Raw genomic sequence first — 25,261 nt, forward strand, 5'->3', positions numbered from 1 at the left:
CACCAACGACAGCACTTCCCATCCCCCCCGTAAGGAGCAACGCCATGGCTGACGAAAACATTCTCAAGGAATTCCTGGTCTCGCTTGGCTTCAAAGTCGATCCGGCCAGCGAAAGCCGATTCAAGGACTCGGTGAAATCAGCCACCGACTCCATGAAGGAGTTCTCTGTTGCCGTTGCTGCAGCTGCCACTGAAACGCTGATTGGTATAAACAGGATGGCCGACAATCTGGGTGCGCTGCACTTCCAGAGCCAGCGGGTCGGTGCCAGCGCGAACAATATCAAAGCCCTCCAGTACGCATTCCAGCAGGTGGGCGGCACAGCTGAGGACGCCTCCTCTGCCCTGGAGACCCTGGCCACCAAGTTCCGCGAGTCCCCCGGCTGGGAGCAGAAGCTGAACGACATGGGCATTGCCACAAGGGATTCAACCGGCAAGGCTTTGGACAATGCCGAGACCCTGCTTGCCCTGGGCAAAAAGCTGGCGGCAATGAAGGACTACGAGGCCCTGGCACAGGGCCAGAAAATGGGCCTGAGTGACCGGCAAGTGCTTGCTCTCAAGTCTGGCGAGTTGCAGAAGTACTATCAGGAGCAGATAGACCTTCAGGAAAAGACGGGCAGCAGTTGGGATAAGGCTTCCGACAAGGCAAAAGCATACGACCAGGAAATGAATCGGCTCAAGGCAACATTCTCCACCTTTGTCGCAAGTGCATCTGGCGATTTGGATGAGCAGCTCATTCCCATCTTGAAGCTCACCAACGAAGAACTGACTGAATTCGCTGACTGGTTCCACAGCCTTCCGGAGGAAAGCCAGCAGACCATCAAGACCATTGCAGAGGTGAGCGCTGGACTGGCACTCATTGTCACCAATCTGAAACTGATTGCTGCGGCAAAAGGGGTGCTGGGTGCCTTGGGTGGTGCCGGTGGTTCCGGTGGGGCTGCGGCCAAGGGTGGCATTGGCTTACTGGGCAAGGCTGGCTGGGTAGGTGCCGCTGGATGGTCTGGCTGGGAGGCCGGTTCCGAAATCTACAAGAACATGTCCGACCAGGCTAAAGATGCTGTTGGCGGAACCGTTGCCACCATCTTGGCCAAGTTCGGCAATGAGGACGCGCAGAAGGCACTGGATATCAACACCGGCGGTGGCGCATCCAGCAGCGTACCCATCAAACGGAGCAAGCCAGCAGCGCCGGCCGGCAACATGGATGTCAAATCCATGGCTATGGCCTTCTTCCAGAAGGCTGGCTGGACCAAGGAGCAGGCGTCCGGACTGGTGGCCAACCTGATGGCCGAGAGCAAGCTGAACCCTGGCGCAGTTGGGGACAGCGGCACAGCTTTTGGCATTGCCCAGTGGCACCCTGACCGGCAAGCCAATTTTGCCAAGTGGTCCGGCAAGGACATCCGCCAATCTACTCTGCAAGACCAGTTGGCCTTTGTGGTCCATGAGCTCACGAAAGGGTCTGAATGGAGAGCGGGCAAAATGTTGCGCTTCGCAGATAGCGCGCAGCGGGCCGGTGAGATTGTTTCCCGCTACTACGAAAGACCCGGCCTCACCGAAGAGATAAGAGCGCGTGAGGCAGCTTCCAGAGGCGCTGCGGCAGCACAAATACACCAAACCACCAACATCACGGTAAACGGAACCGAGACGCCTAGGGAGACGGCCCAGGCTGTCGCTGGCGCTCAGAACGACGTGAATGCAAACCTGGTGCGCAATAGCTTACCTGTTGTCAGGTAAGAGCTGCCCCAGTTCATCAACTCTGAAAACACCGATGATTTGCCATGGTATGGGCACCATGCCCTGCCATGGCAGAGGGTTCGTGCGAACGCTACAGATAAAGGACAAAGCAGTATGAGCTGGGTAGCCACATTTCAGATGCGGGAAAATCCCATATGTAGCCGGTGCATGGTAAAGGGGGCATAAGGTGACATTGCAGAGCGATACATTAACAAAACAGGCCGGTGGCCGTGATACCGCACGGAAGCGGGCCATTCTGCTGATGCTGGAACAGCACGATAAACACGACTACAGCGAGAGAGGCGCACCGCCTTACAGCGCCGCTAAGATTGCAGGACATATCGGCGGCAGTCGCCCCAGTGTTGCCCGTACCCTTCGGGGCATGGCTGCTGCTGGCCTACTGGTGGCAGTACGACACCGTGACGAAGTGTGGAACGCCATTGCACAGAACTTTATAGAAATGCCAGTGACGGCCTATTACAGCGCCCGCACGATGGAGCGTGACAAAGTATTGGCCAAGGCATGGGCGGATGGTGCCGAGGAGCGCAGCAGCCAGGCAATGGCTGGGATGAGGGCCGCTTTTACAGCGAGGTGAACAATGAGCAAGAACAGGAAGTTTGACGGTACGCCCACCACCCGGTTGATTGTGAGCGTAGAGCAAAGCACCGTCGCAGCAGTAGATGCGCTGATTAACTACCCCTGGGGCAATGACCACCCGGTACGCGGCAACCGGGCTGAGTTTGTACCCCTGGCAATTCAAGAGAAGCTGGAACGGGATTTGGCAGCCAAGATGTTGAATACGGTTTGATGATAAATGGAGCAATACGCGCGCGCCCGCTCGCGAGGCTCGCACCGGCATACCTTACAAAACTTACACCTATAAAAAGGGCGCGGTTACTTGTTTTCAGCCTTTCAGCACGTTGGCAAACGTTACAAAGGTTACACCTGAAAAAGCCGGCAAAACTGACACCTGAAAAGACGGCAGAAAACAAACCTGACATGCCGAGTGTTCATGATGGAACACATCGCGCGCATGGAAGCCGCTGTACGCCGGTACGCATGGCCGTGGTACGCAGCGAGGTACGCACGGAAACAGCCCATACGAGACACTACAGACCGGTTAACAGAGGGAGTTAACAGACTCGGTTAACAGGGCCGGGCCGGTTCGCACACTGGCCGGTTCGCACTGGTTCGCACCCGAACCGCTGGTTTCCATCGCACAGGTTGCCACTCAGGTTGCCACCCCATGGCCAGTATCCAGTGCGGTATCCACCCCAAAGGCGGTACGCAGTACGCACCTGGTACGCACCCTACCAGCCCGCCCAGCGCGGGCATTTTTACGCCCATTGCGACTACCCAAAACCAGAGCCTCACCACGCAACACAGCCCGACCAGAACGGTCTAAAACAATTGCGGAGTGCACCTGGTCGCAGATGGAGGTCTGGCATGGGAGAGCGACTTATTACTGTTGATGAGGTTGTCCATTTTACTGGCCTCAGCATTCCCACAATTTACCGCCACATACGTACTGGAGACTTTCCCAAGCCCATTAAACTGGGAAGGGGTAGCCGCTGGGTAGAATCAGAACTGATGGCATGGCTTGAAGCCAAGAAGGCTGAGCGGGACGCATAGTGCAACTGGCGGTCAGCTGGTTCACTTTACCTTGCAGGCACACCAGCGTCTTCGGCATCATCGGGTAGCTTGCTGCTGAACGAGAAAGACACAATCACCGCCTTGCTTCTTGCCGTTTGCTGGAAGCTAAAGCTGCAGCTTTTCAAATTTCCACCCGACGCCAGCATCTGAAGCAGCTGGAATTCGTCACGAGTTAACGACACTACACCGGTCAGCTCGTGCTTCATCTCAATGAAGTAACCTACGGCACCCATGCTGCCATTCGAGCCATCAGCCCTGTCCACATGAGTGGAGATTGAAAACCTTGATACCCCGGCGAATGGCTCCGTCAGCTCGCCTGACATTTCGAGGTAAATTTGTCGATGCACGGGAGCAGGATCTATGTAGGCAGTGACTTCCCATTGGTGGATGACTCCCTCCCGGTAGTGGCACTGTGTTTCGCTCCTGCTCTGTTTTCTTCTGGCACCTGGCATGGGCCCTACTCCTCGGTAAGCTGTGGCAGTGGTCGCAACGAGTCGCACCCCATCCCCATTGCCGGGTACAGATTGTCATTCTGCGAAAACCAACCTCATGGAACCCCCGAAGTGGGGTTCTCGGGATGTCCGGTTTGGGCATGTCGACCTGCTGGTGTGTTTGTGAAAACAAAACCCCATGAAAAGCACCGCTCCCCCGACTGCCGGAAAGGTCGGAGTCGAGCACCAGGCTACATGACTCTTCTCTAACGTCGGAGTGGGCCAAGCACCTGATACCTATTTTGCATGGAAGGCTGTTCACTGCGTCATGACGGGGCATACAATCCCTTTGTCATCATATAGGGAGTCATCATGCAGAAATGGATTGCATTTGGGATTACGGCTAGCTTACTGACCGGTTGTAGCTACTTTGAAAAGCCAGAGCAGAAGTGCTGGTCGCCTGACGCCAAACAGGTGCTGAACAAAATGGTGAATGAAACCGTTACCGAACAGGTCTTCACTCTTGCACAGCAGGGTGAAAAGCCACTAAGTGAGGCTGAGAAATCATCACTGAAGGGGCAAATTCACCTGACGATTGATCAATTTTCCGGGGTAGATGTAAACAAGCTTGGGGTTGTTTCGTGCGAGGCCGACGTGCACTTTACATTCAGCCGTGATGCCAAGCCCCCACTGGAAGGTCACATAAATGGACTTGAGTATAGAACCCAGCCTGGCGAGGCCGGTATGTTCTACTCCATTCCCAATGTTGGCCCTATCCGCTTGATGGTAACCAATGCGAAACCATCTACTCCAGAGAAGTTAGCTGCTCCAGAGCCAGAACAAGCGCCACCAGCTCCTGTAGCTCCCCAGCAGCCGCAAGCTGAACCCGCGACTGACGCGTCATCCGCCAGTTAAGCGGCACAACACCGAAATGGGGGCAGCCATGAAGGTTTGGGGGCATATTTGGGGGCATAATTTAAATTAAAATCGCAACAATCATTGCCGGACGTGACTTTCAAGCCACAATTCGGTAGACGCCGCCCCACCAGAACCTCTAAAAGCCATTGATGATCAGTATTTACTGGTTCTCAATGGCTTTTTTCATGCATTGTTACCTGTGGGTGCTACACGCATGACTGCCAGATACTGCGGCAGCCTGCGTGATTTACAGCGTGTAGGCTTGCAGGGTGGTGATTTGCTTTTCTGCCAGCCCTGCCAGATGGCTTGCGGTACTTGCGGTTGTCTGCGCGGCAGCATTGGCTTGTTCTGCCATCTGTGCGGTTCGCTCCACTTCTCCGGCAATATTGTCGCTGGCTACGCCTTGCTGGCTGATTGCCGCACTGATTTCATCCACCAGATTGCCGGCATTGGCCGAGGCCGTGCCGATTTGCTTGATGGCATGATCTGCCAGATCCGCCCGGGCAACGCCACTGCCTACCAGTTGTTCTGCCGACTGCATCTGTTCAAAGGCTTGCTGCGCACGGGCAATCATGGTGGCGATGGTTGCCGCAATTTCCTGTGTTGAACGCGCGGTACGCTCGGCCAGCTTGCGAACCTCATCGGCCACCACGGCAAAGCCGCGTCCCTGCTCGCCGGCACGGGCGGCTTCAATGGCTGCATTCAATGCCAGCAGATTGGTCTGATCGGCGATGTCCCGTATCACCATGACCACCATGCTGACTTTGCCACTATCGTCTTCCAGTGCCCGTATGCTGCCCGATGCCGTTTCCACCATGCTGGCGATCTCGCGGATATCCGTGATGGTCTGCCCAACGATGTCCGAGCACTGTCCAAGCAGCTGTCCGGCGTCTCCGGAAAGCGCATTGGCCTCGCGTGCACGGCTGGCAATGTGATTGATGCTAACGGTCATTTCCTCGATGGTGGCGGCCATGCTGGCGGCCGCCTGGCTTTGCTCGGACGATGCGCACGATACTTGACCGGCGGTGTCGGACATCAGCGACGAAGCCTGTGCTACCTGCTGCGCTCCTTGCAGAATGCTGCTCAGATTTGCCTGCAGTACGTTCAGCAAGTGATTGAACGCGGCCGCAGTGCTGCCGATTTCATCCTGCTGCAACACGCTTGCCCGCTGGGTAAAGTCCAGACTGCGGCTTACCTCCAGCATGCTGCCCTGGATACCTGCCAGCCCGCTGCGTATGGTGCGGAACAATTGCGCCCCCAGCAGTCCGGAAACCACGAATGACAAGGCCATCAGGCCGATGGCCATTTGCATTGAGGCCTTATAGCTATCCTGGTTCTGCTTATCCAGGCTGCGTACCTGCTGGAAGATATAGGCCACATGCTCCTTGAAGCGCATCCCCAGCGCACTGCTCATTGCCCGTGCATTCACCACCAGCGTACGGAACGCGCCTTCGCGGTCAGTGGCGCTCTGCCGGATAACCTGGTCGCGCACGGCCCGGTAGCGCTCCAGTGCCTGCTGATCGGCTGCCAGCATGTGCAGATCAGCCTCATCCCCGGCATGGTGTGCCCGGTAATCGGTGAGGAAGGCATCCAGCTGGCGGTCACTGTCGGCCATGGCCTGCAGGGCTGACTGGCGTATCGTTGCATCCGGTGCCACCAGAAACTTCAAGGTTGCCAGCCGCATTTCGGCGGTGCTGTGTTGTGCTTCGGTGATGGCGGCAATGCTGGCTGCCGTATCGAATGCCACCGACTGGAAGCGCTGCTGCGCCTGATGCAATTGCCAAAGCCCGTAGCAACCAACACTTAGCATGGCCAGCAAGCCGACCGATAGGGTCAGGATGATGCGGTTAGTGATTTTCATAATGTTCTCATGGGTATCAGTGCATATTGTTTACCCAGAGCGCAATATCCATGCCAATGGCTATTTGAATTCAACTGATTGATTTCAAACACGAATATCTTCACCACTCAACAGCAGCGTCGGCACGCCGTGTTTCAGCACAATCAAAAAACACGGCTTTCCGTCCCCTGCTACGCCTGGCCATTGCCTGGCCTCCTCCTGGCGAGTTGCCTTCTGCCACGCCAAAGCGACAGCGTCTGTCACGGCAAATTCTGAGCACTTCCAGTGACTGAATTACACGCGCCCGCCCCGGCCATGCAGCGAGCGCACCACCCAGCCGATAGCCAGCAAGCCGATCAGTAGCAATACCCCCACCGCCGTGGTCAGACCATACTGAAAATGACCACTCTGCACACCGCGCAGCAGATCCACCGCATAGGCAGCCGGATTGATCCGGGCCAGCAACTGCAACCAGCGCGGGGCCAGTTCCAGCGGATACAAGGCACCGGATAACAGGAACATGGGCAGGGTCAGGGTATTGGATACCACGGGAAACACCATCACCGAACGGAATGGTAGCGCCATCACCAGCCCTAGTGCGGAAAACACCAGGGCGCACAAGCTCATGGCCAGCAGAAAACACAGCAAGGACAGCGGCGTGAATGCCAGCCCCAGCAACGGCGCAAATGGCAGCAGCAATACCGATTGCACCAGCGCCAGCACGGCACCGGACAGAATCCGCGCCAGCGCCAGCGTGCTACGCGGCAAAGGCGAAACCAGCAGTGCCTTGAACACCCCTACCTGACGGTCGTGCACCACGCCCACCGCGGCTGATGCGGCGGCAAACATCAGCGCCATCGCCACGATGCCGGGATAAATATAGGCCTGGTAACTGCTGTCCAGCGCATACGTACCACCAGCCAGCCCAGCACCCAGAATGAACAGATACATCAGCGGCTGCGCCAGGCTCAGTACAATGCGTAGCGGATTCAGCCAGTAACGCTTTAACTCCAGCCAAACCAGTGGCAACAGCACCCGCAGCATCATGCCGCCACCCCGCGCCCAGCAGCCTGCACCGGTAGCAACCTGCCCTCCAGCAGCCGTACGCACTGCTCAGCGGCCTCCGCTTCTTCCTGCCGGTGGGTGCTGAACAGTACGGTAACCCCTTGCTGGCGCTGTATGGCGATCTGTCGCCAGAACGCTGCGCTGGCGGCCTCATCCAGGCCCTGTGTCGGCTCATCCAGCAGCAGCAGACGCGGCGCAGCCAGGCTGGCCCGCATCAGCTCCAGTTGCCGGCGCTGGCCGCCGGACAGGCTCTCCACCTTGCGCCCGGCCATGTCCTCCCAGGCCGCGCCAGCCAGCTGCGCCGTACAGCGGCTGCGGGCCGCCGCGCCGGAATAACCGTAGCAACAGGCAATCAGCAACAGGTTGTCCCATACCGACAGCCGCGGCTCCAAGGCACTGTCCTGAAACACCACCCCCAACTGGCGGCGAATCTGCGCCGCCTGACGGCGCACATCCAGCCCCAATAGGTGGATGCTGCCCCGGTCGGGCTGCAGCATGGTGGCCAGCAAGGCCAGCAAAGTACTTTTGCCCGCACCATTGGCCCCCACCAGTGCGCACAGTCCACCGGCGGCGATGCGCAGATTGGCATCCACCAGCACCTGCTGCCGTCCACGGCGCTGATACACACCGGTAATGCTTACTGCGTCCATATCAGCCTCCGTCCAGCCAGTGAATGACTGGCCGTGGTCCGGGCCAGTGCAGCCGGGCAGCCATGGCATGCGTCAGCCATACCTGCCCGGCTGCATCTACCATCAGTACCTTGTTGACACCGGTAGCACGCGACAGGGTGAGTGCATGGCCTGGCCCGCCAATGAACGGTGCCTTGCTGGCACCATCGGACATGGCTCCCGCATGCGGGCCGGGATCGGCCAGTACGGTCACGGTCTGGCTTTGTCGGGCTGGGTAACCGCTGCGCGGATCGAGAATATGGCAGTAACGGATGCCGCCATGACTGAAATAGCGGTAGTAGTCACCGCTGGTGCCAATGGCCTCGCCATCCTGTAATTGCAGCGTGGCCAGCAGGCCGGATGTACGCGGATGCTGGATACCCACCTGCCACGGCTCCCCGCCCTTGCTGCCCAGCGCCAGCAGATTGCCACCCACGTCGATCAGCGCATTGCTCACCCCCAGCTGGCGCAAACGTGCTGCCGCCAGATCCAGCGCCCAGCCCTTGGCATAGCCTCCCAGATCCACCGCCACCACCCGCTTGCGGCTGCTGACTGTACCGTCGGCTGCAATCTGCAGATCGGCAATGCTGGGATGCTGCACCATCAGCGCCTGCACGGCGGCGTCGGTGGGAAAATGGCTGTCATTGAACTGATCGTCCTGAAAGCCCCATAGCTGGATCAGCCTGCCGATGCCGGGGTCGAACAGGCCCTGACTTTCCCGCGATAGCGCCTGGGCCGCACGCAGGATTTCCACCAGCCGTGGCGAAGCCGTGAATGGCTTGCCCTCGGCCAACGCCGCATTCATGCGCATCAGCTCCGATGGCTGCCAGGCATGCAGGCTGCGGTGCATGTCTTCAAACAGGCTGAACACGGCATTTTCAGCCTGACGCGCCTCCTCCGCCGACACCCCGGAGATGGACAGCTGCACCCGGGTGCCAAACACATAGCTGCCCTGCGAATGCAGCTCCGGCTGGCGCAGGGCCAGGCCCAGCACAGCAATCAGCAGCAGTGGCGGCAACAGCCACAGCAGCAGGCGTCGCCTTAGCGTCGGCCTACCGACTGCAGTGGCCGCCAGCACCTCAGTCCTTGGCACGGTGCGTGTCCCTGGCCGGCGTGGCCACCGGTTTGATCGGGATATACAGCCCGTCGCGCCCTACCGGCGTCAGCGGCTGACCGGCTTTTTCACGGCGCTTGCGCTCCTGCGCCAGTGGCGGACAGCTGTGGCCGTCGTAATACATCACCATGCAGTCCAGACACATCAGGCATTCGCGTGAATCAATACGGCCTTTGGCATCGATGGACAGAGAACCACAACCCACCGCACAGGCCTTGCAGCTGGTGCAGCCGTCCTTGCGGCGCAGCTTCAGCAAGTTGAAACGGGATGGCAGCCCCAGCGACGCCCCCAGCGGGCACAGGTATTTGCAGAAGGGACGCTCGACAAACAGCGACAGCCCCAGCAGCACCGCCAGGAACAGCGCAAACGGCCAGCTGCGATTGAGCACACCGACCAGGAAGGTGGTCTTGAACGGTTCTACCTCGGCCAGTTTTTCCGCCAATGGCATGGAGAAGAAGGACACCGCCAGCAGCAGGAAGAAAATGGCGTACTTCAGCCACTTGAGACGGTTATGCCAGGCCATGGGCAGCTTGCCCGCCGGCAGATGCAGCAAGCGGCCTATCTTGTACAGCAATTCCGACAGCGAGCCAAAGGGACACATCCAGCCGCAGAACAGGCCACGGCCCCAGATCAGCGTGGTGGGTACAATCAGCAGCCAGAACATGAAGATGAAGGGGTCACTCAAAAACAGCGCCCAGTTCCAGCCATCGGACAGCGCATGGAATACCGTCAGCACCTGGGTGATGGATGGCTGGGCCAGTTCCAGTCCGCCGGCAAAGCCGATGGCAATCAGCCAGCTGATGGTCTTGGGCCAGGACACCCAGCGCTTGCTGCCACGGCGCGAACGGCGCACCCAGCGGTCGCGGCTGATGAAGAAAACCAGCACCGCCGCCATCCAGCCTGCAAACAGCAGAACTTCGGCCTGCTTGTCCTGCCAGGCCTTTTTCCAGGCAGCCTGTGGCAGCTCTACTGCAGGCCGGCCACCTTGCAGCTGATTGTCCGGCAGCCAGTAATTGCTTTCGAAAGAGGTGAATTGCTTGGCACCGGTTTGCTGGTCTTCCTTATTGGCCAGAAAAGCAAAGCGCCACGGCCAGGCAGCGGCAAAATGCGGATCACGCAGGATGAAGATGCCGCTTTCGCGGAATTCCGGCGCACCGGCTGCGCGCAAGGCATACAGGTTGAGGTAATCGGTATCACGAAAAGTGTAGGCCGACAGGTCCTGCCGCACCTGGATACGGTCGTACAAGCCACCACGTACAAAGCCGGAACCCTTGAACGAACCGCTGCCATTGTTGACGATGAACAGCGCATGCTCACCCGGTTTCAGCGTTTTCATCAACTTGGCATAGTCCTCGTCGCCCAACACGCTGCGGCCAATACCGGCGGCATTCAGATAGCCGTAGTACAGGTCCAGATACGCCTCGCTACCACTCGTGCCGATATCAGCGGGCGTTACTGTCAGATGTTGCACGCTACCGTCCGTCAGCAATGCCTGCCAGCTGGCGGGCTGCTTGCTGTCAATAAAGCGTGCCGGCGGGCGTACCGCCTGTTTCATGATGCCAGCCTGGTAGGCTACGGCCTGCGCACAGCGCGAAATCAGCTGGTTTTCCGCAATCACGGTGACCGTGGCACCGGAGATGGCATCCAGCCTGTCCTTGCCGCTGCCGCCGATTTCCATGCGCGCGCCGGCAAAACGACCCAGATACTGGTTGAGAAAATCGGTGAGCTTGTTTTCCGGAATCCCCACCAGCAGGATGGGCTCGCTGTGCTTGAGCACCCGTACACCGCTGATATGCCCGCTGGTGTCCATGCCGATGAGGGTGACAATGGGTTTGCCGGAATAACCCTGGGTATCCACGATGTCGGTAGACAAAAATACATAGCCCTTCAGCTTTTTGTCCGCGCCATAGCCTTCCACATAAGGTGGTGCACCCTTGCGCAAGGAAAAGGAAGTTGCGCCGGGCAATACCGCCGCACAGTCCACCCAGCGGCACATGTCCGGGTCGGTAGACAGCGCCTTGGGCAGCTCCCGTTCATAGCTGGAAGCCTGCGCAGCCGGGCTGTGCGCCAGACAGCACAGCAAGCCCAGCCAGACAATGCGCAACAATGTGGCACAACGACGCCACAAACCGAGACTGACGGACAGTCTGCTAATACATGCGGATAGCACCTTGATTTCCTTGTCTTGTTGTCCCGGCAGCGCTTTTGCCGGCTAGCGTTACAGTCCAGTCTTCGTCTGCCCCATCTGGCAAACCCGTTGCAGGATCTGAAAAGATGCTGCACCGCCCTGCCAGTGCACGGCAGGCAGCATGCGCGGTGTAACCCAGCTGCCGCCCTCGCCGTCCAGCAGCAGGATGCGGCTGATGCCATGCATGACACCGGCCTGGAATGCGCCCATGTGGCCAGCGTCCAGCAATAGCCGACCCAGGCCGGCAGACGGCAGGGTCTTATCCAGGATAACGGCAACCGCCTGTGAAGCAGGCGGACGGGGAATGATGATGCGGGGTGAGCGCCAGGCATACAGCAGGCGCTGATTGGACTGCAATTTCAGTGTGGCGGCAGGCCGCTCAAGCGCCACCTGCCAGTAACCATCACGCAGGTGAGCAAATGGCGGCGCCGCCATCACGATCTGGTGCAGCCCGTCCTGGTCAGACGACTGCTCCGCTGCCGCCAATGCCTGCGCCCCGGGCGGCATCGACAGCAGCACCCTGCCGGTATCCGGAGAGAACACCGGCAGGGCTTGCAAAGGCTGCATGGGCGCTGTCATGGACAGCAGGCCCAGCACGGCAGGCAGCAACAGGGCCTGCATCAGGCGCGCGGCCATGTGCTTTCCCTTTAGCTGGCCTTGGCCACCATGAAATCGACTGCTGCCTTCACGTCGGCATCAGACAGCGACGGGTTGCCGCCCTTGGCCGGCATGGCACCTTTCTGGCCGGAGAAGCCTTCCAGCGCATGCTTGTACAGCGTGTCCTTGCCTTGGGCAATGCGCGGCGACCAGTCATCCTTGTTGCCCACGATGGGCGCACCGGCGGCACCACTCTGGTGGCACATGGAACATACCGACTTGAAGGTTTTTTCACCGACCGGATTGCTGACTTCGGCCACGGCCTGGGCTGCCGGAGCCGATGCGGCAGCTGCTGCCGGGGCGGAAGCAGGCTGTTCGGCCGGCGCTGCGGTTTCACTCTTGCCGCAGGCGGCCAGCATCAATACACAACTTCCAAGGAGTACGAATTGTTTAAGCATGAGAACCTCTGTGCATCAGGATTTGATGATTTGCAGCTTAGCACCCGGCCTTGTCACTCTAAATTGATACCAATCAATCAAAAAAAGATGCCATGAAATGGCTTGTTTCACGTTTTCATGACAAAAGAAAAGCGCGGCAAGCCAGGCGGCAGCCACGCGGATGTGCAGATGAAAATGCCGGGTGCAAACCCGCAGGTGCAAGTCAGACAGCTTGCAGCAAGGGGTCCTGCGTCAGTTTTTGCAGCAGGCGCTGTACATTGCTCCAGGCACTGTCGCCAGGGCGGGTAACTGGATCGGCACGCAAGCGTCCCTCATCGTCGTGCAAATGATTGGGAAAGGTGGCCAGATCCCGGTGCAGGGGTGCGGTATCGATGCGGCAGCTGGCATCGCCCCAGCGCCAGTTGATGGAATAAGCATGATCGTCACGGAAACGCAGTTCGATATCCACGCCATTCTTCAGCGCCACGATCAGCGCATCCTGGTGGATGGTCACTTCCTCGCGCAGGATGTCGAACAGATCATCCTCTATCACTTCCTTAAGATGCAGATGCAGCATGTGTTTGCTCCTCGTTACCGGCCAGTACCAGCCGCAGTTGCTCGCGCGTGGCGTCCCTTTGCTGCTCCAGGATGAAGAGCGACAGATAGTGTTCGTAAGCCGGGTGCTCATCCAGCGCGCCGCTTTCGATGCGGGCCAGCAATTCCTGCGCGTTGTTCACACCGTAATGGGCCAGCAGGGCCTTGCGGTTTTCCCGCAGTTGGTAGGACAGCCAGCTGAGCGGCTCGATCTGCTGCGCCGTGTCCAGCGGGAGCTGGTCGTAAAATTGGGTCATTTGCGACTCCCTTACATGGATTTGTCTTTGAGCACACCGCCATCCAGCTCGGCCATGGCCGGCGTGATGTCGTTGAAACGATAAACCTTGCCGCCTTCGCGGGCGGAAACGGCACGGGCAGCGGCCTCGCTGCCGTAACTGGCAAAGGTGGGTCCCATCGAGCCTTTCAGCCGCGAGCCCACCACGTAGAATGCCTTGCGGGCATCAATCCAGTTACCCACCGGGTGCTCCCAGTCGGCCTTGCTCATGTCCTGCACATACACCGCCGCCACCATGCGCTGCTGCTCAGGCTTCAGGTACACGGCAAACAGTTCGATGGTGTCGCAGAAAAAATCCGGCGCACCCTGCGCGTATTGCAGCTGCCCCTTGGGGCCGGGGTAATCGGCCAAGCTCATGCCATCCAGACTGCAGGCGGTGTCGCGCTTCGGCTCCAGCGCGGCCTTGGCGCTTGGCGGCGTTTCGTGACTGCAGGCAGCCAGCAGCGGTGTGGCCAGCAACATGCCCAGGCAGCAGCGGCGGGTGATGGGTTTCATCGGCGGAACCTCCAGATGGCCAGCAAGAGCGGCGCGGTCATCCAGCCCAGCATCACCGTACCCAGCACCCAGGGACTGGCCAGTGCCGGCGGAAACAGGCTGGTAAGACCGAACATCAGCCGCAGATCGTCCGGGCCAAAGATGTTGAGAATGCGGAAAACGTCTGCCGGGTTCAGCAGCATCAGATAGGGAAAAGCCGGGCCGGCGATGTCACCACCACTCATCACCAGCAAACCCAGCAGCAAGAGGTCGTACACCAGCACAAACAGGAACCACACGAAAATGGCCATGCCGCTGGCTTGGGCGCGGTCTTGCGCCATGACCGAAATAGCCACTGCCACGCTGAGAAACACCAGCCCCAGCAGCAAGGTGCTAAGCATGAAGCCGGCGTAGTGAAACCAGGCGCTGGCGGGCAGCTGGGTGAGAATCATCACCCCGGCGGCACCGAAACCCAGCATGGTGGCCACGGCCAGGGTGGTGGCCAGCCCCAGGTACTTGCCCAGCAGCAGTTCCATGCGGCTGACCGGCAAGGCCAGCAGCAGATCCAGCGAACCGCGTTCGCGCTCGCCCACCACGGCATCAAAACCCAGGATCAGCGCAATCAGCGGCACCAGGTAGATCACCAGGCTGACCAGGCTCTGGATTGTGGCTTCGGTACCCTGCACCCCCACACTGCCCTGCGTGGCCGCACCAAAATAGCTGATGGTGAAGGCAAAAGCGGCAAATACCAGCGTAACCGCCACCACCCAGCGGTTGCGCAGCCGGTCGCGAAATTCCTTGCCGGCGATGGTAAAGACTGGGCTGTTCATTTCATCATCCTTGTTGTGCAGTTGCACCAGTGCGTCATGCACATGCTGTTGTCGGTGCTCACCGGCCTTCTCCGCTGTAGCCCAGGAACACATCCTCCAGCGAGGGTTCGCGAATCTGCAGATCGCTGACTTGCGCCCCCAGCGAGGACAGCGCACCAAGCACCGTCATCTTGGCACCGCGCTGGCAGGCCAGCCGAGCACGATCGCCGCTGATTTCCAGCCTATCCACCTGCAGGGCCTGCAGGGTGCTGCGCACAGCGTCATTGGCCGGATGACTGAGCCGGATATCAAAGGTCAGCGGCAGGCTGCAGCCTTCGCGCAGTTTTTCCAGACTGCCCACCGCCTGCAGGCGGCCAGCGCGCAATATGGCAAGGCGGCTGACCCGCTCCTGGATTTCCGACAGCAGGTGCGAGGTGATGACAATGGTGACGCCCCGGTCCTGCTGTTCGCGCAGGATCTGGTAAAACTCGCGCACGCCTTCCGGGTCCAGCCCGTTGGTGGGCTCATCCAGAAACAGCAGTTGCGGATTGCCCAGCAGGGCCTGGGCAAAGCCCAGCCGCTGGCGCATGCCCTTGGAGTAAGAGCGCACCCGGGCACCGGCAGCCGCCGTCAGTCCCATGCGTTCCAGCAGCACGCTGCATTCCTGCCGCGGCGCGCCCTTGAGGCGGGCGAAGTAATGCAGGGTTTCCAATCCGGTCAGGTTGTCGTATAGCACCACGTTTTCCGGCAGATAACCCAGCTGACGGCGCACTTCGCGAAATGCGCCGCTACGGGTGGACTGTCCGCACAGGCGGATATCACCCTGGCTGACCGGAATCAAACCCAGCATCATGCGAAACAGCGTGCTCTTGCCGGCTCCGTTATGGCCGATCAGGCCGAACAGCTCGCCAGCCGCCACTTGCAGGCTGACGCCATCCACCGCCTGGTGCGGGCCGTAACGTTTGCTGACCTTGTCGATTTCAATCATTGCTTTTTCCTAACCACTGTTCCCAGCCCTGATGCAGGGGATGCATGTGCGGCTGGTCGTCCACCACGCTGGGAGCACGCAACAGCGGAAACTGCTGCGCAATCAACCGCAGCGTCTGGATGGCCGGACTGCCCATCAGCATGCGGATGGCGGGCAAACGCCACATCAGCCGGTCCACCACGTCGTTGGCGGCATAAGGTACTTCTCCTATGCCCTTGCCCTTGCGGTCCCAGCCGGCGTAGTTGCTCCAGAAGTTGCCGGACCACGGCACGTCGCGGCTGGCGACGTAGCGGATCTGCTCCCGGTTATGGATGAAGTCATTGCCCGATACCTGATTGCGGTAGGAGCCGGCCCACAGGTGGGCACCCACGGTGTTGTCCACCACCAGATTGTTGCGCAGCACGTTGTATTCGGCGTCGTAGATGAAAAAGCCGCGCTGGTTGCCGGCGACGATATTGTTTTCGATCACCGAGTCCTGGATGGTGCGCAGCATGATGCCGTGATCGCTATTGCCCCAGGCGCGGTTGCCACGCACGATCTGGTTGCGGGTTTCCATCAGCGCCAAACCGCTGCGGTTGTGGTAGGCCTCGTTGTTTTCCCAGACGTTGTAATAGGAATTCATGTAATGCGTGCCGTAGCGCACATTGTGGATGCGGTTGCCGACAAAGCGGGCATGGTGGGAGACGTCCACATAGATGCCGTCGCGGGCATAGCTGATGTGATTGCCTTCTATGTGCGCCCCCGTGGTGTTGTACAGCTCGATACCGTTGCCGCGCTGCGAGGATTGCAGATCGCGCTTGCCGGTGATGAGGTTATGGCTGACGGTGACGTCGTTGGATTTTTCAATCCACAGACCAAACAGGCTGTAGGCGATATCGCAGCCTTCTATCTTTGCCCTATGTGCGCCGGGTTGTACGTAAACGCCGGCATTCTGGGCGGTGAGGTCGCTGCCGCTGTCGGTAATGATAAGTTGGCGCAAGACCACGCCGGGGGCGGTAATGCGGATTACATCGCCCTGCCCTGATCCGTCCACCACTGGCCGCTGCTGCGGATTGGCCGCCTGCAGGATGATGGCCTTGTCTAGCAGCAGGTTTTCCCGGTAACGCCCCGGTGCCAAGAGCAGGGTATCGCCCGGACGTGCCTGATGCAGCGCCGCGGCAATGGCACCCTGGCCTGCAGCAACCTGCAGGGTGGCAGCCAGTGCCGGCTGCAGCACCAGCAGTAGCAGCCACAAAGGGAAAACGGTGCAGATGTTTACCACGCAAGCCTCGGAAAAAAGTGGGGGAGCGAACTCCCCCGGAATTCATTGCTCGTCTCGTTGCAAGTAATGATCAGGCTTCTACCAGCATGCGCGAACGCATCTCCAGGTGCAGTGCATGGCAGAAGTTGGTGCAGTAGCACCAGAACACGCCCGGCTTGTCGGCGATGAAGGTCACCGATTTGGTGTCCTGCGGATGGATGACGAAGTTGATGTTGTACTTGGGGATGGCAAACCCGTGCGTCAGGTCTTCCACCTTGTCCAGATTGGTCACGATGATGGTGACCTCATCGCCCTTCTTCACCTTCCATTCGCGCAGACCGAAAGTCGGCGCCTGGGATGCCAGGTAAACCGTAACTTTCTTGCCCTTGCGCTCCACGCGGCTGTCTTTCATGTTTTTGACGGCCAGCGGGAATTCGTCCAGGTTGTAAATCTGGCGGGTCTTGATGATGTCGCGACGCACCATGATGGAGTCATGCGGCTCCGGATAGGCCGGGGCATCGTGAATCAGCTGCATCTTGTCACCGGATATGTCAATCAGCTGCGCATTTTCCGGATGGTACGGGCCTACCGGCAGGTAGCGGTCCTTGGAGAACTTGTTGTCGGACAGGAAGAACTTGCCATCCGGTTCCTTGGTTTCGCCCATGGAGGTAAAGCCATGACCCGGCTGGTAGTGCACGTCGATACGGTCCTGCACCACCTTGGCACTCTTGTCGCCCTTGAAAGCCTTGATGGCCGCATCCAGGCTCCACTTCACGATCTGGCTGTCCAGGAACAGCGTGGTATAGGCGCTGCCCTTGCCGTCAAAACCGGTATGCAAGGGGCCCAGGCCGATTTCCGGCTCTGCCACCACGGTGTCGCGCGGCTCTTTCAGGCCACCCTCGAACCACTTGAGGATGAGGTCGTGCTGGATCACGGTGGCAGTCGGCGACAGCTTGCCGGCGCAGACGTAGTACTTGCCATCCGGCGAGGTGTTGACGCCATGCGGGTTCTTCGGCACCGGCACATAGCAGGTAAGCGCGGTTTTCGGGTCCTTGTTGGCGTCCTTGGTGCCATCCACGATGGGTACGCCGGACTTGCCGATGGTGAAGGTCTTGCCGGCCTTCACCGCCGCTTCGATGCGTTCGATATGGAAGAACACGCAGGCATCACGCTCGGCGGCCATCATGTCCTCGTAATGCACGCCGTTTTCGGTGTTGTACTGGTTGGAGCAGGCAATTTTGCCGTCGTAGGAGGTGGCCACCAGGTCCATATTGCCGTCCACCTTGCACTGCCAGCGCGGCTCCATGGTTTCCGAATCCACGCAGGTGAACAGGCAGAAGTATTTCTCGTGCGCCTCCAGATCGCGGCCATCATTGGGCTGCGGAATGTGGAATTCGTTACCGCAGAAGACGCGGGTGGTGTGGTTGATCTTGGGATCTACCGGGTCGCACTTGTCCGGGAACACGCCATGGAAGCCCTGCACATTGGGCAATTCCAGAATCTTGTCGCATTCCATGGTATCCAGGCGGATACGCGCCAGACGGGCATTGATCTTGTCATTGACGAAGATGTGCTTGCCGTCATAGGTGCCATTGGTATAGCTCATGTGCACATGGTGGGTGTCACCGGTGGTGTACTTGAGCGAACCGTCCGGCTTGGTGCCGATGATGGCCTTGGATTCGTTGGTAATGCCCCAGCCGACCATGCAATCGTAATTGAACACCGGAATGCGTTTGATCTCGCGGCCGGACGGAATGCCCAGCACGCGTACTTCGCCGGAATGACCGCCGCTGGAAAAGGCGTAGTAGGTATCCAGCTTGCCCGGATGCACTTCGTACTTTTCATAATCGATGGCTGCAGCCGCCTTGTCGGCAGCACCGGCGCTTGCCGCACCTGCATCGCTGCCGCCCGCCCCCTTGTTGCAGGCGCTAAGACCCATCGACAGGCCGGCACCGGCCAGGCCGGCGACTGCTGTGGTACCCAGGAACTTGCGCCGGGACAGATCCGGCGTACTTTCAGCTTCCTGCTTGTTGTTCGGAGTAGTCATGGTGCGCTCTCTCGCGTTGAAAGTCCGATGTGTCTTGCCGCTTTCCGCCTGTCGGGGGTGGGGGTTTCCTATCAGTACAAGCGGCAAGGTGCGACAATTTGTCGCAGCGGGTGCATCCTACGTCCTGGGCATTTTTGCTGGAATTGATACGAATCAATCAAACCGAGCTGCAATGACTGCTGGATAAAATGTCGAGGTAAAACCTTGTATGCCAGCACCTGCCAAGTACATTGCGACACAGCAATGCACACCCATACCCATATCCGGGACCACAAGACAGGAAAAGCAGAACAAAACGGGAAGATGGTCGGCAGCGCAGGCTACCGACATCAGCAGACAGGAAAATCAGACCATCAGGCAGAACGCAGGCACACTGGCCCGCTCACGCCGCATCATCGCCATGCGGTTGTCGGGCAGGCAGCTGCTCGCCGGCACTACCATGTAAACCCTGACGGAAACCGCGCACGGCACCACCCAGATCCTCGCCCACATTCTTCAGTTTGCGAGTACCAAAAATCAGAATGACAACAAGCAGCACAATCACCCAATGCAACAGACTGAACGACCCCATGACACCTCCAGGCATTGCAGCATCCGGTCTCCGGCTGGAGTCCTGGCGATGCGGCTGCCGTACGCTCACGACCTTAGCCCTCAGGCGCTGCCAGGAAATTGATTCCGCTCAAGCAGTTACCAACCGGCACTCAATCCCAATGAAACAGCAGGATATTCTGCAATAATTATTCACAACTATTTACAAACCGTCAGGTTCGAAATGCTAGGCTGTCGCCATCAGGGTCCACGTGGCCTATGCTTCCACAACAGAAGTGCAGACAAAAAACCATAAAAAATCAGGCAGTTAATCCAGGAGTCGGGGTAGTGGCTGTTGCGGCGCCTGCCACAACAGCATAGCCAGCCGGGCCTTGTCACACTGACAAGCCCGTACCAGGAGAAGTAACAATGACCAGACACACTCCAGCCATCCTGATGTCCGCCCTGTTGCTGGCCATCAGCAGCAGCGCCATGGCGGCCGGCCAGTCCGGCAATCACGGCAACAGCGGTGGCAAATCCGCCAGCCATGCCAGCGCAAGCAGCGACCTTAACAGCAACGGGCCAAATGCACTTGATCGTGACAAGGGCAAGGCGCGTGCCGCCGACCGCCATGCCATGCATCATGGCAAACACAAGCGACATCACCAGCCGCCAGCCCCGCACAAGCCAGCCAGGTTGCCAGACGCAGGCTAAGTCGACTTGCGCCCGGCCAGTCCGGGCAGACTGGCACTTTACCGGCGGCAGTCATCGGCAGCGCCAGGCGGCGTTGCCATTGCCGGATCAAACTGCAGCCACTGCGGGCCGTTTTCCGTCAGCGACAACCAGTCCTGCAGGCCATTGCTGCGTTGCAGCCCCACACTACCCAGTGGCCGCCAGCTTACCCGGCGGCCATTGCTGGCTGGCAACAGGCCAGCTAGCTGCAACGATGCCGAGCCCACCTCCAACTGCATCAGCCTGCCATCAGCAGCGGGCAAATAAACCATCTTGCCACTGACGGCCATGCCAGCCTCACGCACCACGGCAGGCAGGCAGTCAATCCTGGCCTGACTTATCCCGCTACTATCCAGCAGCATGGCAAAGCCGTGACCATCGGCATTACCCGCCAGCAGAAAACGAGCCGGTCCCGGCAGCCAGACCAGGCTGTAGCTGTAATACTGCAGATGCTCCCACAACACACGCGGGCTGCTAACCGTACCCGCCCACGGGTCCAGCACCGCCATTTTCAGCCGCGCATCCTGCCGCCCCGGCACAAACTGCTGCCACAGCAGCAGGGCAACCCGATCGCCACCAGCCAGCATGGGCCACCATTCGCGCTGCTCATCGGCAATATCCATGCTGAACAGCCGTCGGCCACCAGCGTCATAGACTTTGGCATAGACGCCATTACCGCTGCCCAGATCATCCACCCCGCCGCCATCCACCCAGCCATCGGAATAAAACAGCACAAAGCGCGCCCCCACAGCAGCCACATGGCCGGAGTGCGTGCCGGCTTCTACCGTTTGCGGATACGGTTTTACCGGGCGCAGCGCCGCGTCGTAAATTCCGTAGCGCTGGGTAACTTCCTCAGTCGCCCGCCAGCCATCCTCGAAAGTCAGCATCACCTGGCCGCTGCTGTTGCGCGCAGCCGATACCGGTTCCTGCGCTTCCGGTCTGGCAATGAATACCCGAGGCAAACGGGTGACACCGCTATCTGCCCGCCACTGCAACACATAGACATCATGCGTCCAGTTGCCTTGCCGGTCCGGCCCGCGTGGTGGCAGGCCGGAACTGCTGAAAAATACATTGAAGCTGCCGGGCTCTTCAGCCTGCACCGCGGCCACTCCATGCATGAAACGGCGCAGGTCGCCTTCGCTACGGGGCTGGCCAGCCTGGGTATTGGTGACCATCAGGGAGACCAGCAGCCAGCACATCCACAGCATCTTGCGGGGCACACCCATGCTTACTCCTTTCACCGGCTCACGCCGCCATCAATGGCGTTGTCATGGTAGCTGACTTCCCCCACCTTTGCTGGCCAGATCGTCCCGCATCGCAATCTGGCCGATCAGAACAAGGTGTGCCGCAAAACTGGCAACGCTAGACACAGGCGATACCGGCAAGAAGCGGGCTCAAAACACCGGCACCACCGCGCCCTGATAACGCTGGTCGATGAACTGGCGCACATCGTCGGTGGACAGCGCCGCCACCAGTTTTTTCAGCGCCGGGCTGCTGCGGTTATCCTCGCGCGACACGATGATGTTGGCGTAAGGCGACTGGCTGCCCTCGCTGAACAGCGCATCACGCTTGGGTTTCAGCCCGCCTTGCAGCGCGTAGTTGGTATTGATCAGCGCAATGTCCACCTGGTCCAGCACGCGTGGCAGGGTGGCTGCTTCCAGTTCCTTGATCTTGAAATGGTGCGGGTTGCTGCTGATGTCACGCGCGCCGGCCAGGATATTGGCCGGGTCCTTCAGGCTGATCAGGCCCTGCTTGTGCAGCAGCAACAAGGCGCGGCCGGTATTGGACGGGTCGTTGGGAATGGCGATGGTGGCGCCGTCCGGCAGCTCGCTGGTTTTGTGGTACTTGTGCGAGTACGCGCCGAAAGGCTCCACGTGGATGGCCGCCACGCTTACCAGCCGGGTGCCCTTGGACTTGTTGAAGCTATCCAGGAAGGGCTGGTGCTGGAAGTAGTTGGCGTCGATTTCCTTGCCGGCCACCGCCAGGTTTTCCTGCAGGCCATTGCTGAACACCTTCACTTTCAACTCGATGCCCTGCTTGGCCAGTGCCGGTTTGACGTGTTCCAGGATCTCGGCGTGCGGTACGGCTTCGGCACCGATGGTAAGCACTTCGGCGTGGGCGGTGAGGCTGGCGGCCAGGCCGAACAATGCCAGCCAGAGGGTTGCGCGTTTCATGCATATTCTCCTGCGGAGGTGGGAAGGGAAGCTGCCTGCAATGCTTGCGGGGAAAGCAGGTCGGCATGGTGCCGGACGGCCACCTTGGGATGGGAGCGCAGCCGTCCTTTCAGATAATTGTCACCAATACGGTAAAACAGCGGGTTATCCGGGTCGGCCTCTGGGCCGCGTGCTTCGGCGGCCAGCTGGGCGGGCAGTTGTAGCAGCGGAATGGTGGCATCCAGCCGCGGGCCGAGGAAAAAGGCCACCGACAAGCGGTCCTTGCCCTCTGGCGGGCTCAGCACGCGATGCACATTGGCTCGCAGATAACCATCGGATGCCATTTCCAGCGATTCACCGATATTGACGATGAAACTGCCCGGCAGTGAGGGCGCATCAAGCCAGCCCTGCTCGGCTTCCACTTGCAGGCCGTCCTGGCTATCGTCTTGCAGCAACAGGGTGAGGAAGCCACCGTCCTTGTGCGGCCCCACGCCCTGCCCGGCTGCGCCTTGCTGGCTGCCCGGATAACGGATGATTTTCAGATGCTCAACCGGAGCTTCGACAAAGGCATCGTCGAAAATGTCGACCGGTTGCTGCAGGGCTTCGGCAAAGGCACGCAACAGGCGGATGGAAAGGCGGGTGGTTTCCTGCTGCCAGTCCAGCAGCACCGGCTTGAGTTGCGGCAAGGCCGTCGGCCATTGATTGGGGCCTTGCAGACGCCACCACGGCCCCTGCGCTGCCAGGTCGGGCCGCGGGGGGCGCTCGGCACCGATATCCAGTTGTTCGCGCCAGTCGGCAGCGCCACGGGTGCGTTCTTCACCGACACGGGTATAGCCGCGAAAATGCGGCGAGTTTTCCATGTCGATGGCCAGCTTGTCGGCCTCTGGCAGGGCAAAGAATGCCCGTGCGGCCTGACGCAGCGCCGTCACCTTGTCAGCGGCGATACCATGGCCGACCAGATAAAAGAAGCCGTGGTCGCGTGCCGCGCCGCGCAGTTGTTGCAGCAGTTGCTGGCGTTGTTCGGTGCTGCCATCGAGCAGGCTGAAATCGATGACGGGCAAGGATTGGGGGCTAGTCATGGTGACTCCGTAAACAGCACGTCTGGCGTGCGGATGAAGCACCACGATATGGCATGACGCTGCCACGACGAACCAAGAAAATCTGATTTGAATATCAAGCAGACCCTTGCCCCGGCTGACATCACTTGCTGTGAGCAAGCTTGATATTTTGCTGTCATTGAATGAAATCAGCTGCTTGCTGGCTGATTTTTGCCATCTGATGACATTGTTGACTTATATCAACGTTTGCTAATTTACAAAAAATAAGCACACGCTTATATTCACGGCTGATCAATCAGGACGTACCGCCCGGCCCGTCAGCCCCTGCCATGCGGCAAGGAAAACTGCCAGGCAGAACCGTCGCAATCCACATTCAGCACAAGGTGAGTATCACTATGAGCAACTTCAACGCAGTCCTGGCACGCAATACCGACAAAGCCCCGCAGGCAATCGGCCCCTACTCCCAAACCGTGGCCTTTTCCCACTACAACAATCTGTCGGCACAACTGCCGCTGGACCCGGCTACCGGCAAGCTGGTGGCAGGTGGCATTCAGGCACAGGCTCAGCAGTGCTTTGCCAACATCAAGGCCGTGATCGACAGCATCGGCCATGATCTGAACGACGTGGTACGCATCTCCATCTTCCTGAAAGATATCCGAGACATCGAGGTGGTGAATCAGGTTTATGCTTCCTTCTTCACCGGCCACGTTCCGGCGCTGACCACCGTTGCTGTGGATGCCCTGCCCCTGCAGGCACTGGTACAGGTGGAAGCGCTGCTGTCCAATGGCGAAGGCACCATCCCGAATGCACCGCAGGCCGGTGACCTGATCAAGCTGTCACGCAATAGCAAACAAGCGCCCTGCAGCGTGCTGTCCACCCAGACCGTGGCCTTTTCCCACTACAACAATATTTCGGCCCAGTTGCCGATCGACCCGCAAACCGGCGCGTTGGTGGCCGGCGGCGTAAAAGAACAGACTGCGCAATGCCTGAAGAACATCAAGTCCATTCTGACCAGCATTGATGTCCCGTTCGACGACATCGTGAAAATCAATGTCTTCCTGAAAGACCTGGCCGATACCGCTGCCGTGGACGCGGTATACACCACTTTCTTCCCGGATTCCGCCATTGCCCGCGCCGCTGCCTATTTCCCGGCACGCACCACCATTGCCGCTGCCGGCCTGCCGCTGGATGCGCTGGTACAGATCGAAGCCGTGGTATCGCATGGTGACGGTACCCCGCCGCAAGCGGTGGAAGACCGTCACGGCATCGTCATCCAGGCAGCCAACACCAGTGATGCGCCGCGCAGCCGCATTGCCACCCAGACCGTGGCCTTCTCGCACTACAACCACATTTCGGCCCAACTGCCGCTGGAAGCAGGCAGCGGCAAACTGGTGGCCGGCGATATCAGCCAGCAGGCCAAGCTGTGCCTGCAGCACATCCAGACCATCGTGGAAAGCATCAACCATTCGCTGGCCGATGTGGTGAAGGTGAACATCTTCCTGAAGAACATCGACGACATCGCCGCCGTTGACCGCGTGTACAGCAGCTTCTTCCCCACCGGCACCCCGGCACGCCGTACCGTTGGCGTGGCCGCGCTGCCACAGGATGCGCTGATCCAGATCGATGCCGTGGTGGCTCACGCCGAAGGTACTGCACCCAAGGCCCGCTAAGGCCTGATGACGGGCTGGCTGCACCTTGCGTGCAG

General features: G+C 59.5%; 26 protein-coding genes. 7 read left to right on the plus strand and 19 right to left on the minus strand.

Features of this window, described 5'->3' with window-relative positions; genetic code table 11:
- Positions 1-44 precede the first annotated feature (44 nt).
- From GSR16_RS09670 to GSR16_RS21470, 4 genes are all read left to right on the plus strand, one after another.
- On the plus strand, positions 45-1,727 hold the full coding sequence (locus GSR16_RS09670; RefSeq protein ID WP_159876859.1) for a phage tail tip lysozyme: 1,683 nt from the start codon (positions 45-47) through the stop codon (positions 1,725-1,727).
- Between the two features lie 187 nt (positions 1,728-1,914).
- Positions 1,915-2,322, plus strand: a complete 408-nt coding sequence (locus GSR16_RS09675; RefSeq protein WP_159876861.1) for a hypothetical protein — start codon at positions 1,915-1,917, stop codon at positions 2,320-2,322.
- A 3-nt stretch (positions 2,323-2,325) separates the two neighbouring features.
- Positions 2,326-2,535 carry a toxin-antitoxin system protein gene (locus tag GSR16_RS09680; protein ID WP_159876863.1) on the plus strand — a complete coding sequence of 70 codons (210 nt, stop codon included), beginning with the start codon at positions 2,326-2,328 and terminating at the stop codon, positions 2,533-2,535.
- 638 nt (positions 2,536-3,173) lie between these two features.
- Positions 3,174-3,359 (plus strand): helix-turn-helix transcriptional regulator, encoded by a 186-nt coding sequence (locus GSR16_RS21470; protein ID WP_159876865.1) that lies wholly within the window; start codon positions 3,174-3,176, stop codon positions 3,357-3,359.
- 26 nt (positions 3,360-3,385) lie between these two features.
- Here the strand turns inward: GSR16_RS21470 and GSR16_RS09690 are convergent, their stop codons facing one another.
- On the minus strand, positions 3,386-3,832 hold the full coding sequence (locus tag GSR16_RS09690; RefSeq protein ID WP_159876867.1) for a hypothetical protein: 447 nt from the start codon (positions 3,830-3,832) through the stop codon (positions 3,386-3,388).
- A gap of 351 nt (positions 3,833-4,183) precedes the next feature.
- Here GSR16_RS09690 and GSR16_RS09695 point away from each other — a divergent pair, with 351 nt between their 5' ends.
- Entirely contained in the window at positions 4,184-4,726 is a 543-nt protein-coding gene (locus GSR16_RS09695) for a hypothetical protein (protein WP_159876869.1), read from the plus strand.
- Between the two features lie 250 nt (positions 4,727-4,976).
- Here the strand turns inward: GSR16_RS09695 and GSR16_RS09700 are convergent, their stop codons facing one another.
- The 15 genes from GSR16_RS09700 to tatA form a co-directional block, all read right to left on the minus strand.
- A complete protein-coding gene (locus tag GSR16_RS09700) occupies positions 4,977-6,590 on the minus strand; it encodes a methyl-accepting chemotaxis protein (RefSeq protein ID WP_159876871.1) in 1,614 nt (537 codons plus the stop codon).
- Positions 6,591-6,863: 273 nt separating this feature from the next.
- Positions 6,864-7,616 (minus strand): ABC transporter permease, encoded by a 753-nt coding sequence (locus GSR16_RS09705; protein WP_240902638.1) that lies wholly within the window; start codon positions 7,614-7,616, stop codon positions 6,864-6,866.
- Positions 7,613-8,284 carry an ATP-binding cassette domain-containing protein gene (locus GSR16_RS09710; RefSeq protein WP_159876873.1) on the minus strand — a complete coding sequence of 224 codons (672 nt, stop codon included), beginning with the start codon at positions 8,282-8,284 and terminating at the stop codon, positions 7,613-7,615. Before GSR16_RS09710 ends, GSR16_RS09705 begins: the two co-directional genes overlap by 4 nt.
- Position 8,285: 1 nt before the next feature.
- A complete protein-coding gene (locus tag GSR16_RS09715) occupies positions 8,286-9,395 on the minus strand; it encodes an FAD:protein FMN transferase (RefSeq protein WP_240902639.1) in 1,110 nt (369 codons plus the stop codon).
- Positions 9,382-11,586: a NosR/NirI family protein gene (locus tag GSR16_RS09720; protein ID WP_240902640.1), complete on the minus strand. Its 2,205-nt coding sequence runs from the start codon at positions 11,584-11,586 to the stop codon at positions 9,382-9,384. Before GSR16_RS09720 ends, GSR16_RS09715 begins: the two co-directional genes overlap by 14 nt.
- Before the next feature lie 48 nt (positions 11,587-11,634).
- Positions 11,635-12,240 (minus strand): hypothetical protein, encoded by a 606-nt coding sequence (locus GSR16_RS09725; protein ID WP_159876875.1) that lies wholly within the window; start codon positions 12,238-12,240, stop codon positions 11,635-11,637.
- Between the two features lie 11 nt (positions 12,241-12,251).
- The gene (locus GSR16_RS09730) at positions 12,252-12,659 is read right to left on the minus strand and encodes a c-type cytochrome (RefSeq protein WP_159876877.1); all 408 of its coding nucleotides are present in this window, start codon (positions 12,657-12,659) and stop codon (positions 12,252-12,254) included.
- Between the two features lie 202 nt (positions 12,660-12,861).
- Entirely contained in the window at positions 12,862-13,215 is a 354-nt protein-coding gene (locus tag GSR16_RS09735) for a toxin-antitoxin system TumE family protein (protein WP_159876879.1), read from the minus strand.
- A complete protein-coding gene (locus tag GSR16_RS09740) occupies positions 13,196-13,489 on the minus strand; it encodes a hypothetical protein (protein ID WP_159876881.1) in 294 nt (97 codons plus the stop codon). Before GSR16_RS09740 ends, GSR16_RS09735 begins: the two co-directional genes overlap by 20 nt.
- Before the next feature lie 11 nt (positions 13,490-13,500).
- Positions 13,501-14,022 (minus strand): nitrous oxide reductase accessory protein NosL, encoded by a 522-nt coding sequence (locus GSR16_RS09745; protein WP_159876883.1) that lies wholly within the window; start codon positions 14,020-14,022, stop codon positions 13,501-13,503.
- A complete protein-coding gene (locus tag GSR16_RS09750) occupies positions 14,019-14,831 on the minus strand; it encodes an ABC transporter permease (protein ID WP_159876885.1) in 813 nt (270 codons plus the stop codon). The genes GSR16_RS09745 and GSR16_RS09750 overlap by 4 nt, the downstream gene beginning before the upstream one ends.
- A gap of 58 nt (positions 14,832-14,889) precedes the next feature.
- The gene (locus GSR16_RS09755; RefSeq protein WP_159876887.1) at positions 14,890-15,798 is read right to left on the minus strand and encodes an ABC transporter ATP-binding protein; all 909 of its coding nucleotides are present in this window, start codon (positions 15,796-15,798) and stop codon (positions 14,890-14,892) included.
- On the minus strand, positions 15,791-17,059 hold the full coding sequence (locus tag GSR16_RS09760; RefSeq protein WP_205677536.1) for a nitrous oxide reductase family maturation protein NosD: 1,269 nt from the start codon (positions 17,057-17,059) through the stop codon (positions 15,791-15,793). Before GSR16_RS09760 ends, GSR16_RS09755 begins: the two co-directional genes overlap by 8 nt.
- A 70-nt stretch (positions 17,060-17,129) precedes the next feature.
- On the minus strand, positions 17,130-19,085 hold the full coding sequence (gene nosZ / locus GSR16_RS09765) for a TAT-dependent nitrous-oxide reductase (protein WP_159876889.1): 1,956 nt from the start codon (positions 19,083-19,085) through the stop codon (positions 17,130-17,132).
- Between the two features lie 382 nt (positions 19,086-19,467).
- Positions 19,468-19,656, minus strand: coding sequence for a Sec-independent protein translocase subunit TatA (gene tatA / locus GSR16_RS09770; RefSeq protein WP_159876890.1), 189 nt, complete (start codon positions 19,654-19,656; stop codon positions 19,468-19,470).
- 386 nt (positions 19,657-20,042) lie between these two features.
- Between tatA and GSR16_RS09775 the strand changes: the two genes are divergently transcribed.
- Positions 20,043-20,327, plus strand: coding sequence for a hypothetical protein (locus tag GSR16_RS09775; RefSeq protein ID WP_159876892.1), 285 nt, complete (start codon positions 20,043-20,045; stop codon positions 20,325-20,327).
- Between the two features lie 38 nt (positions 20,328-20,365).
- Here the strand turns inward: GSR16_RS09775 and GSR16_RS09780 are convergent, their stop codons facing one another.
- The 3 genes from GSR16_RS09780 to GSR16_RS09790 form a co-directional block, all read right to left on the minus strand.
- The gene (locus tag GSR16_RS09780; RefSeq protein ID WP_205677537.1) at positions 20,366-21,571 is read right to left on the minus strand and encodes a hypothetical protein; all 1,206 of its coding nucleotides are present in this window, start codon (positions 21,569-21,571) and stop codon (positions 20,366-20,368) included.
- A 168-nt stretch (positions 21,572-21,739) separates the two neighbouring features.
- A complete protein-coding gene (locus tag GSR16_RS09785; protein ID WP_159876894.1) occupies positions 21,740-22,519 on the minus strand; it encodes a MetQ/NlpA family ABC transporter substrate-binding protein in 780 nt (259 codons plus the stop codon).
- Positions 22,516-23,577: an isopenicillin N synthase family dioxygenase gene (locus GSR16_RS09790; RefSeq protein WP_159876896.1), complete on the minus strand. Its 1,062-nt coding sequence runs from the start codon at positions 23,575-23,577 to the stop codon at positions 22,516-22,518. Before GSR16_RS09790 ends, GSR16_RS09785 begins: the two co-directional genes overlap by 4 nt.
- 374 nt (positions 23,578-23,951) lie before the next feature.
- Here GSR16_RS09790 and GSR16_RS09795 point away from each other — a divergent pair, with 374 nt between their 5' ends.
- Complete coding sequence (locus GSR16_RS09795; protein ID WP_159876898.1) at positions 23,952-25,226, plus strand: RidA family protein; 1,275 nt, start codon at positions 23,952-23,954, stop codon at positions 25,224-25,226.
- Positions 25,227-25,261 lie beyond the last annotated feature (35 nt).

The organism is Aquitalea denitrificans (assembly GCF_009856625.1).
In the GTDB taxonomy this organism is placed as follows: Bacteria; Pseudomonadota; Gammaproteobacteria; order Burkholderiales; family Chromobacteriaceae; genus Aquitalea; species Aquitalea denitrificans.

Coding starts and splice junctions, on each gene's coding strand:
- GSR16_RS09670 (WP_159876859.1), top strand. CDS start 45: ATGGCTGACGAAAACATTCTCAAGGAATTCCTGGTCTCGCTTGGCTTC.
- GSR16_RS09680 (WP_159876863.1), top strand. CDS start 2,326: ATGAGCAAGAACAGGAAGTTTGACGGTACGCCCACCACCCGGTTGATT.
- GSR16_RS21470 (WP_159876865.1), top strand. CDS start 3,174: ATGGGAGAGCGACTTATTACTGTTGATGAGGTTGTCCATTTTACTGGC.
- GSR16_RS09690 (WP_159876867.1), bottom strand. CDS start 3,832: ATGCCAGGTGCCAGAAGAAAACAGAGCAGGAGCGAAACACAGTGCCAC.
- GSR16_RS09695 (WP_159876869.1), top strand. CDS start 4,184: ATGCAGAAATGGATTGCATTTGGGATTACGGCTAGCTTACTGACCGGT.
- GSR16_RS09700 (WP_159876871.1), bottom strand. CDS start 6,590: ATGAAAATCACTAACCGCATCATCCTGACCCTATCGGTCGGCTTGCTG.
- GSR16_RS09705 (WP_240902638.1), bottom strand. CDS start 7,616: ATGATGCTGCGGGTGCTGTTGCCACTGGTTTGGCTGGAGTTAAAGCGT.
- GSR16_RS09710 (WP_159876873.1), bottom strand. CDS start 8,284: ATGGACGCAGTAAGCATTACCGGTGTGTATCAGCGCCGTGGACGGCAG.
- GSR16_RS09725 (WP_159876875.1), bottom strand. CDS start 12,240: ATGGCCGCGCGCCTGATGCAGGCCCTGTTGCTGCCTGCCGTGCTGGGC.
- GSR16_RS09730 (WP_159876877.1), bottom strand. CDS start 12,659: ATGCTTAAACAATTCGTACTCCTTGGAAGTTGTGTATTGATGCTGGCC.
- GSR16_RS09735 (WP_159876879.1), bottom strand. CDS start 13,215: ATGCTGCATCTGCATCTTAAGGAAGTGATAGAGGATGATCTGTTCGAC.
- GSR16_RS09740 (WP_159876881.1), bottom strand. CDS start 13,489: ATGACCCAATTTTACGACCAGCTCCCGCTGGACACGGCGCAGCAGATC.
- GSR16_RS09745 (WP_159876883.1), bottom strand. CDS start 14,022: ATGAAACCCATCACCCGCCGCTGCTGCCTGGGCATGTTGCTGGCCACA.
- GSR16_RS09750 (WP_159876885.1), bottom strand. CDS start 14,831: ATGAACAGCCCAGTCTTTACCATCGCCGGCAAGGAATTTCGCGACCGG.
- GSR16_RS09755 (WP_159876887.1), bottom strand. CDS start 15,798: ATGATTGAAATCGACAAGGTCAGCAAACGTTACGGCCCGCACCAGGCG.
- nosZ (WP_159876889.1), bottom strand. CDS start 19,085: ATGACTACTCCGAACAACAAGCAGGAAGCTGAAAGTACGCCGGATCTG.
- tatA (WP_159876890.1), bottom strand. CDS start 19,656: ATGGGGTCGTTCAGTCTGTTGCATTGGGTGATTGTGCTGCTTGTTGTC.
- GSR16_RS09775 (WP_159876892.1), top strand. CDS start 20,043: ATGACCAGACACACTCCAGCCATCCTGATGTCCGCCCTGTTGCTGGCC.
- GSR16_RS09780 (WP_205677537.1), bottom strand. CDS start 21,571: ATGGGTGTGCCCCGCAAGATGCTGTGGATGTGCTGGCTGCTGGTCTCC.
- GSR16_RS09785 (WP_159876894.1), bottom strand. CDS start 22,519: ATGAAACGCGCAACCCTCTGGCTGGCATTGTTCGGCCTGGCCGCCAGC.
- GSR16_RS09790 (WP_159876896.1), bottom strand. CDS start 23,577: ATGACTAGCCCCCAATCCTTGCCCGTCATCGATTTCAGCCTGCTCGAT.
- GSR16_RS09795 (WP_159876898.1), top strand. CDS start 23,952: ATGAGCAACTTCAACGCAGTCCTGGCACGCAATACCGACAAAGCCCCG.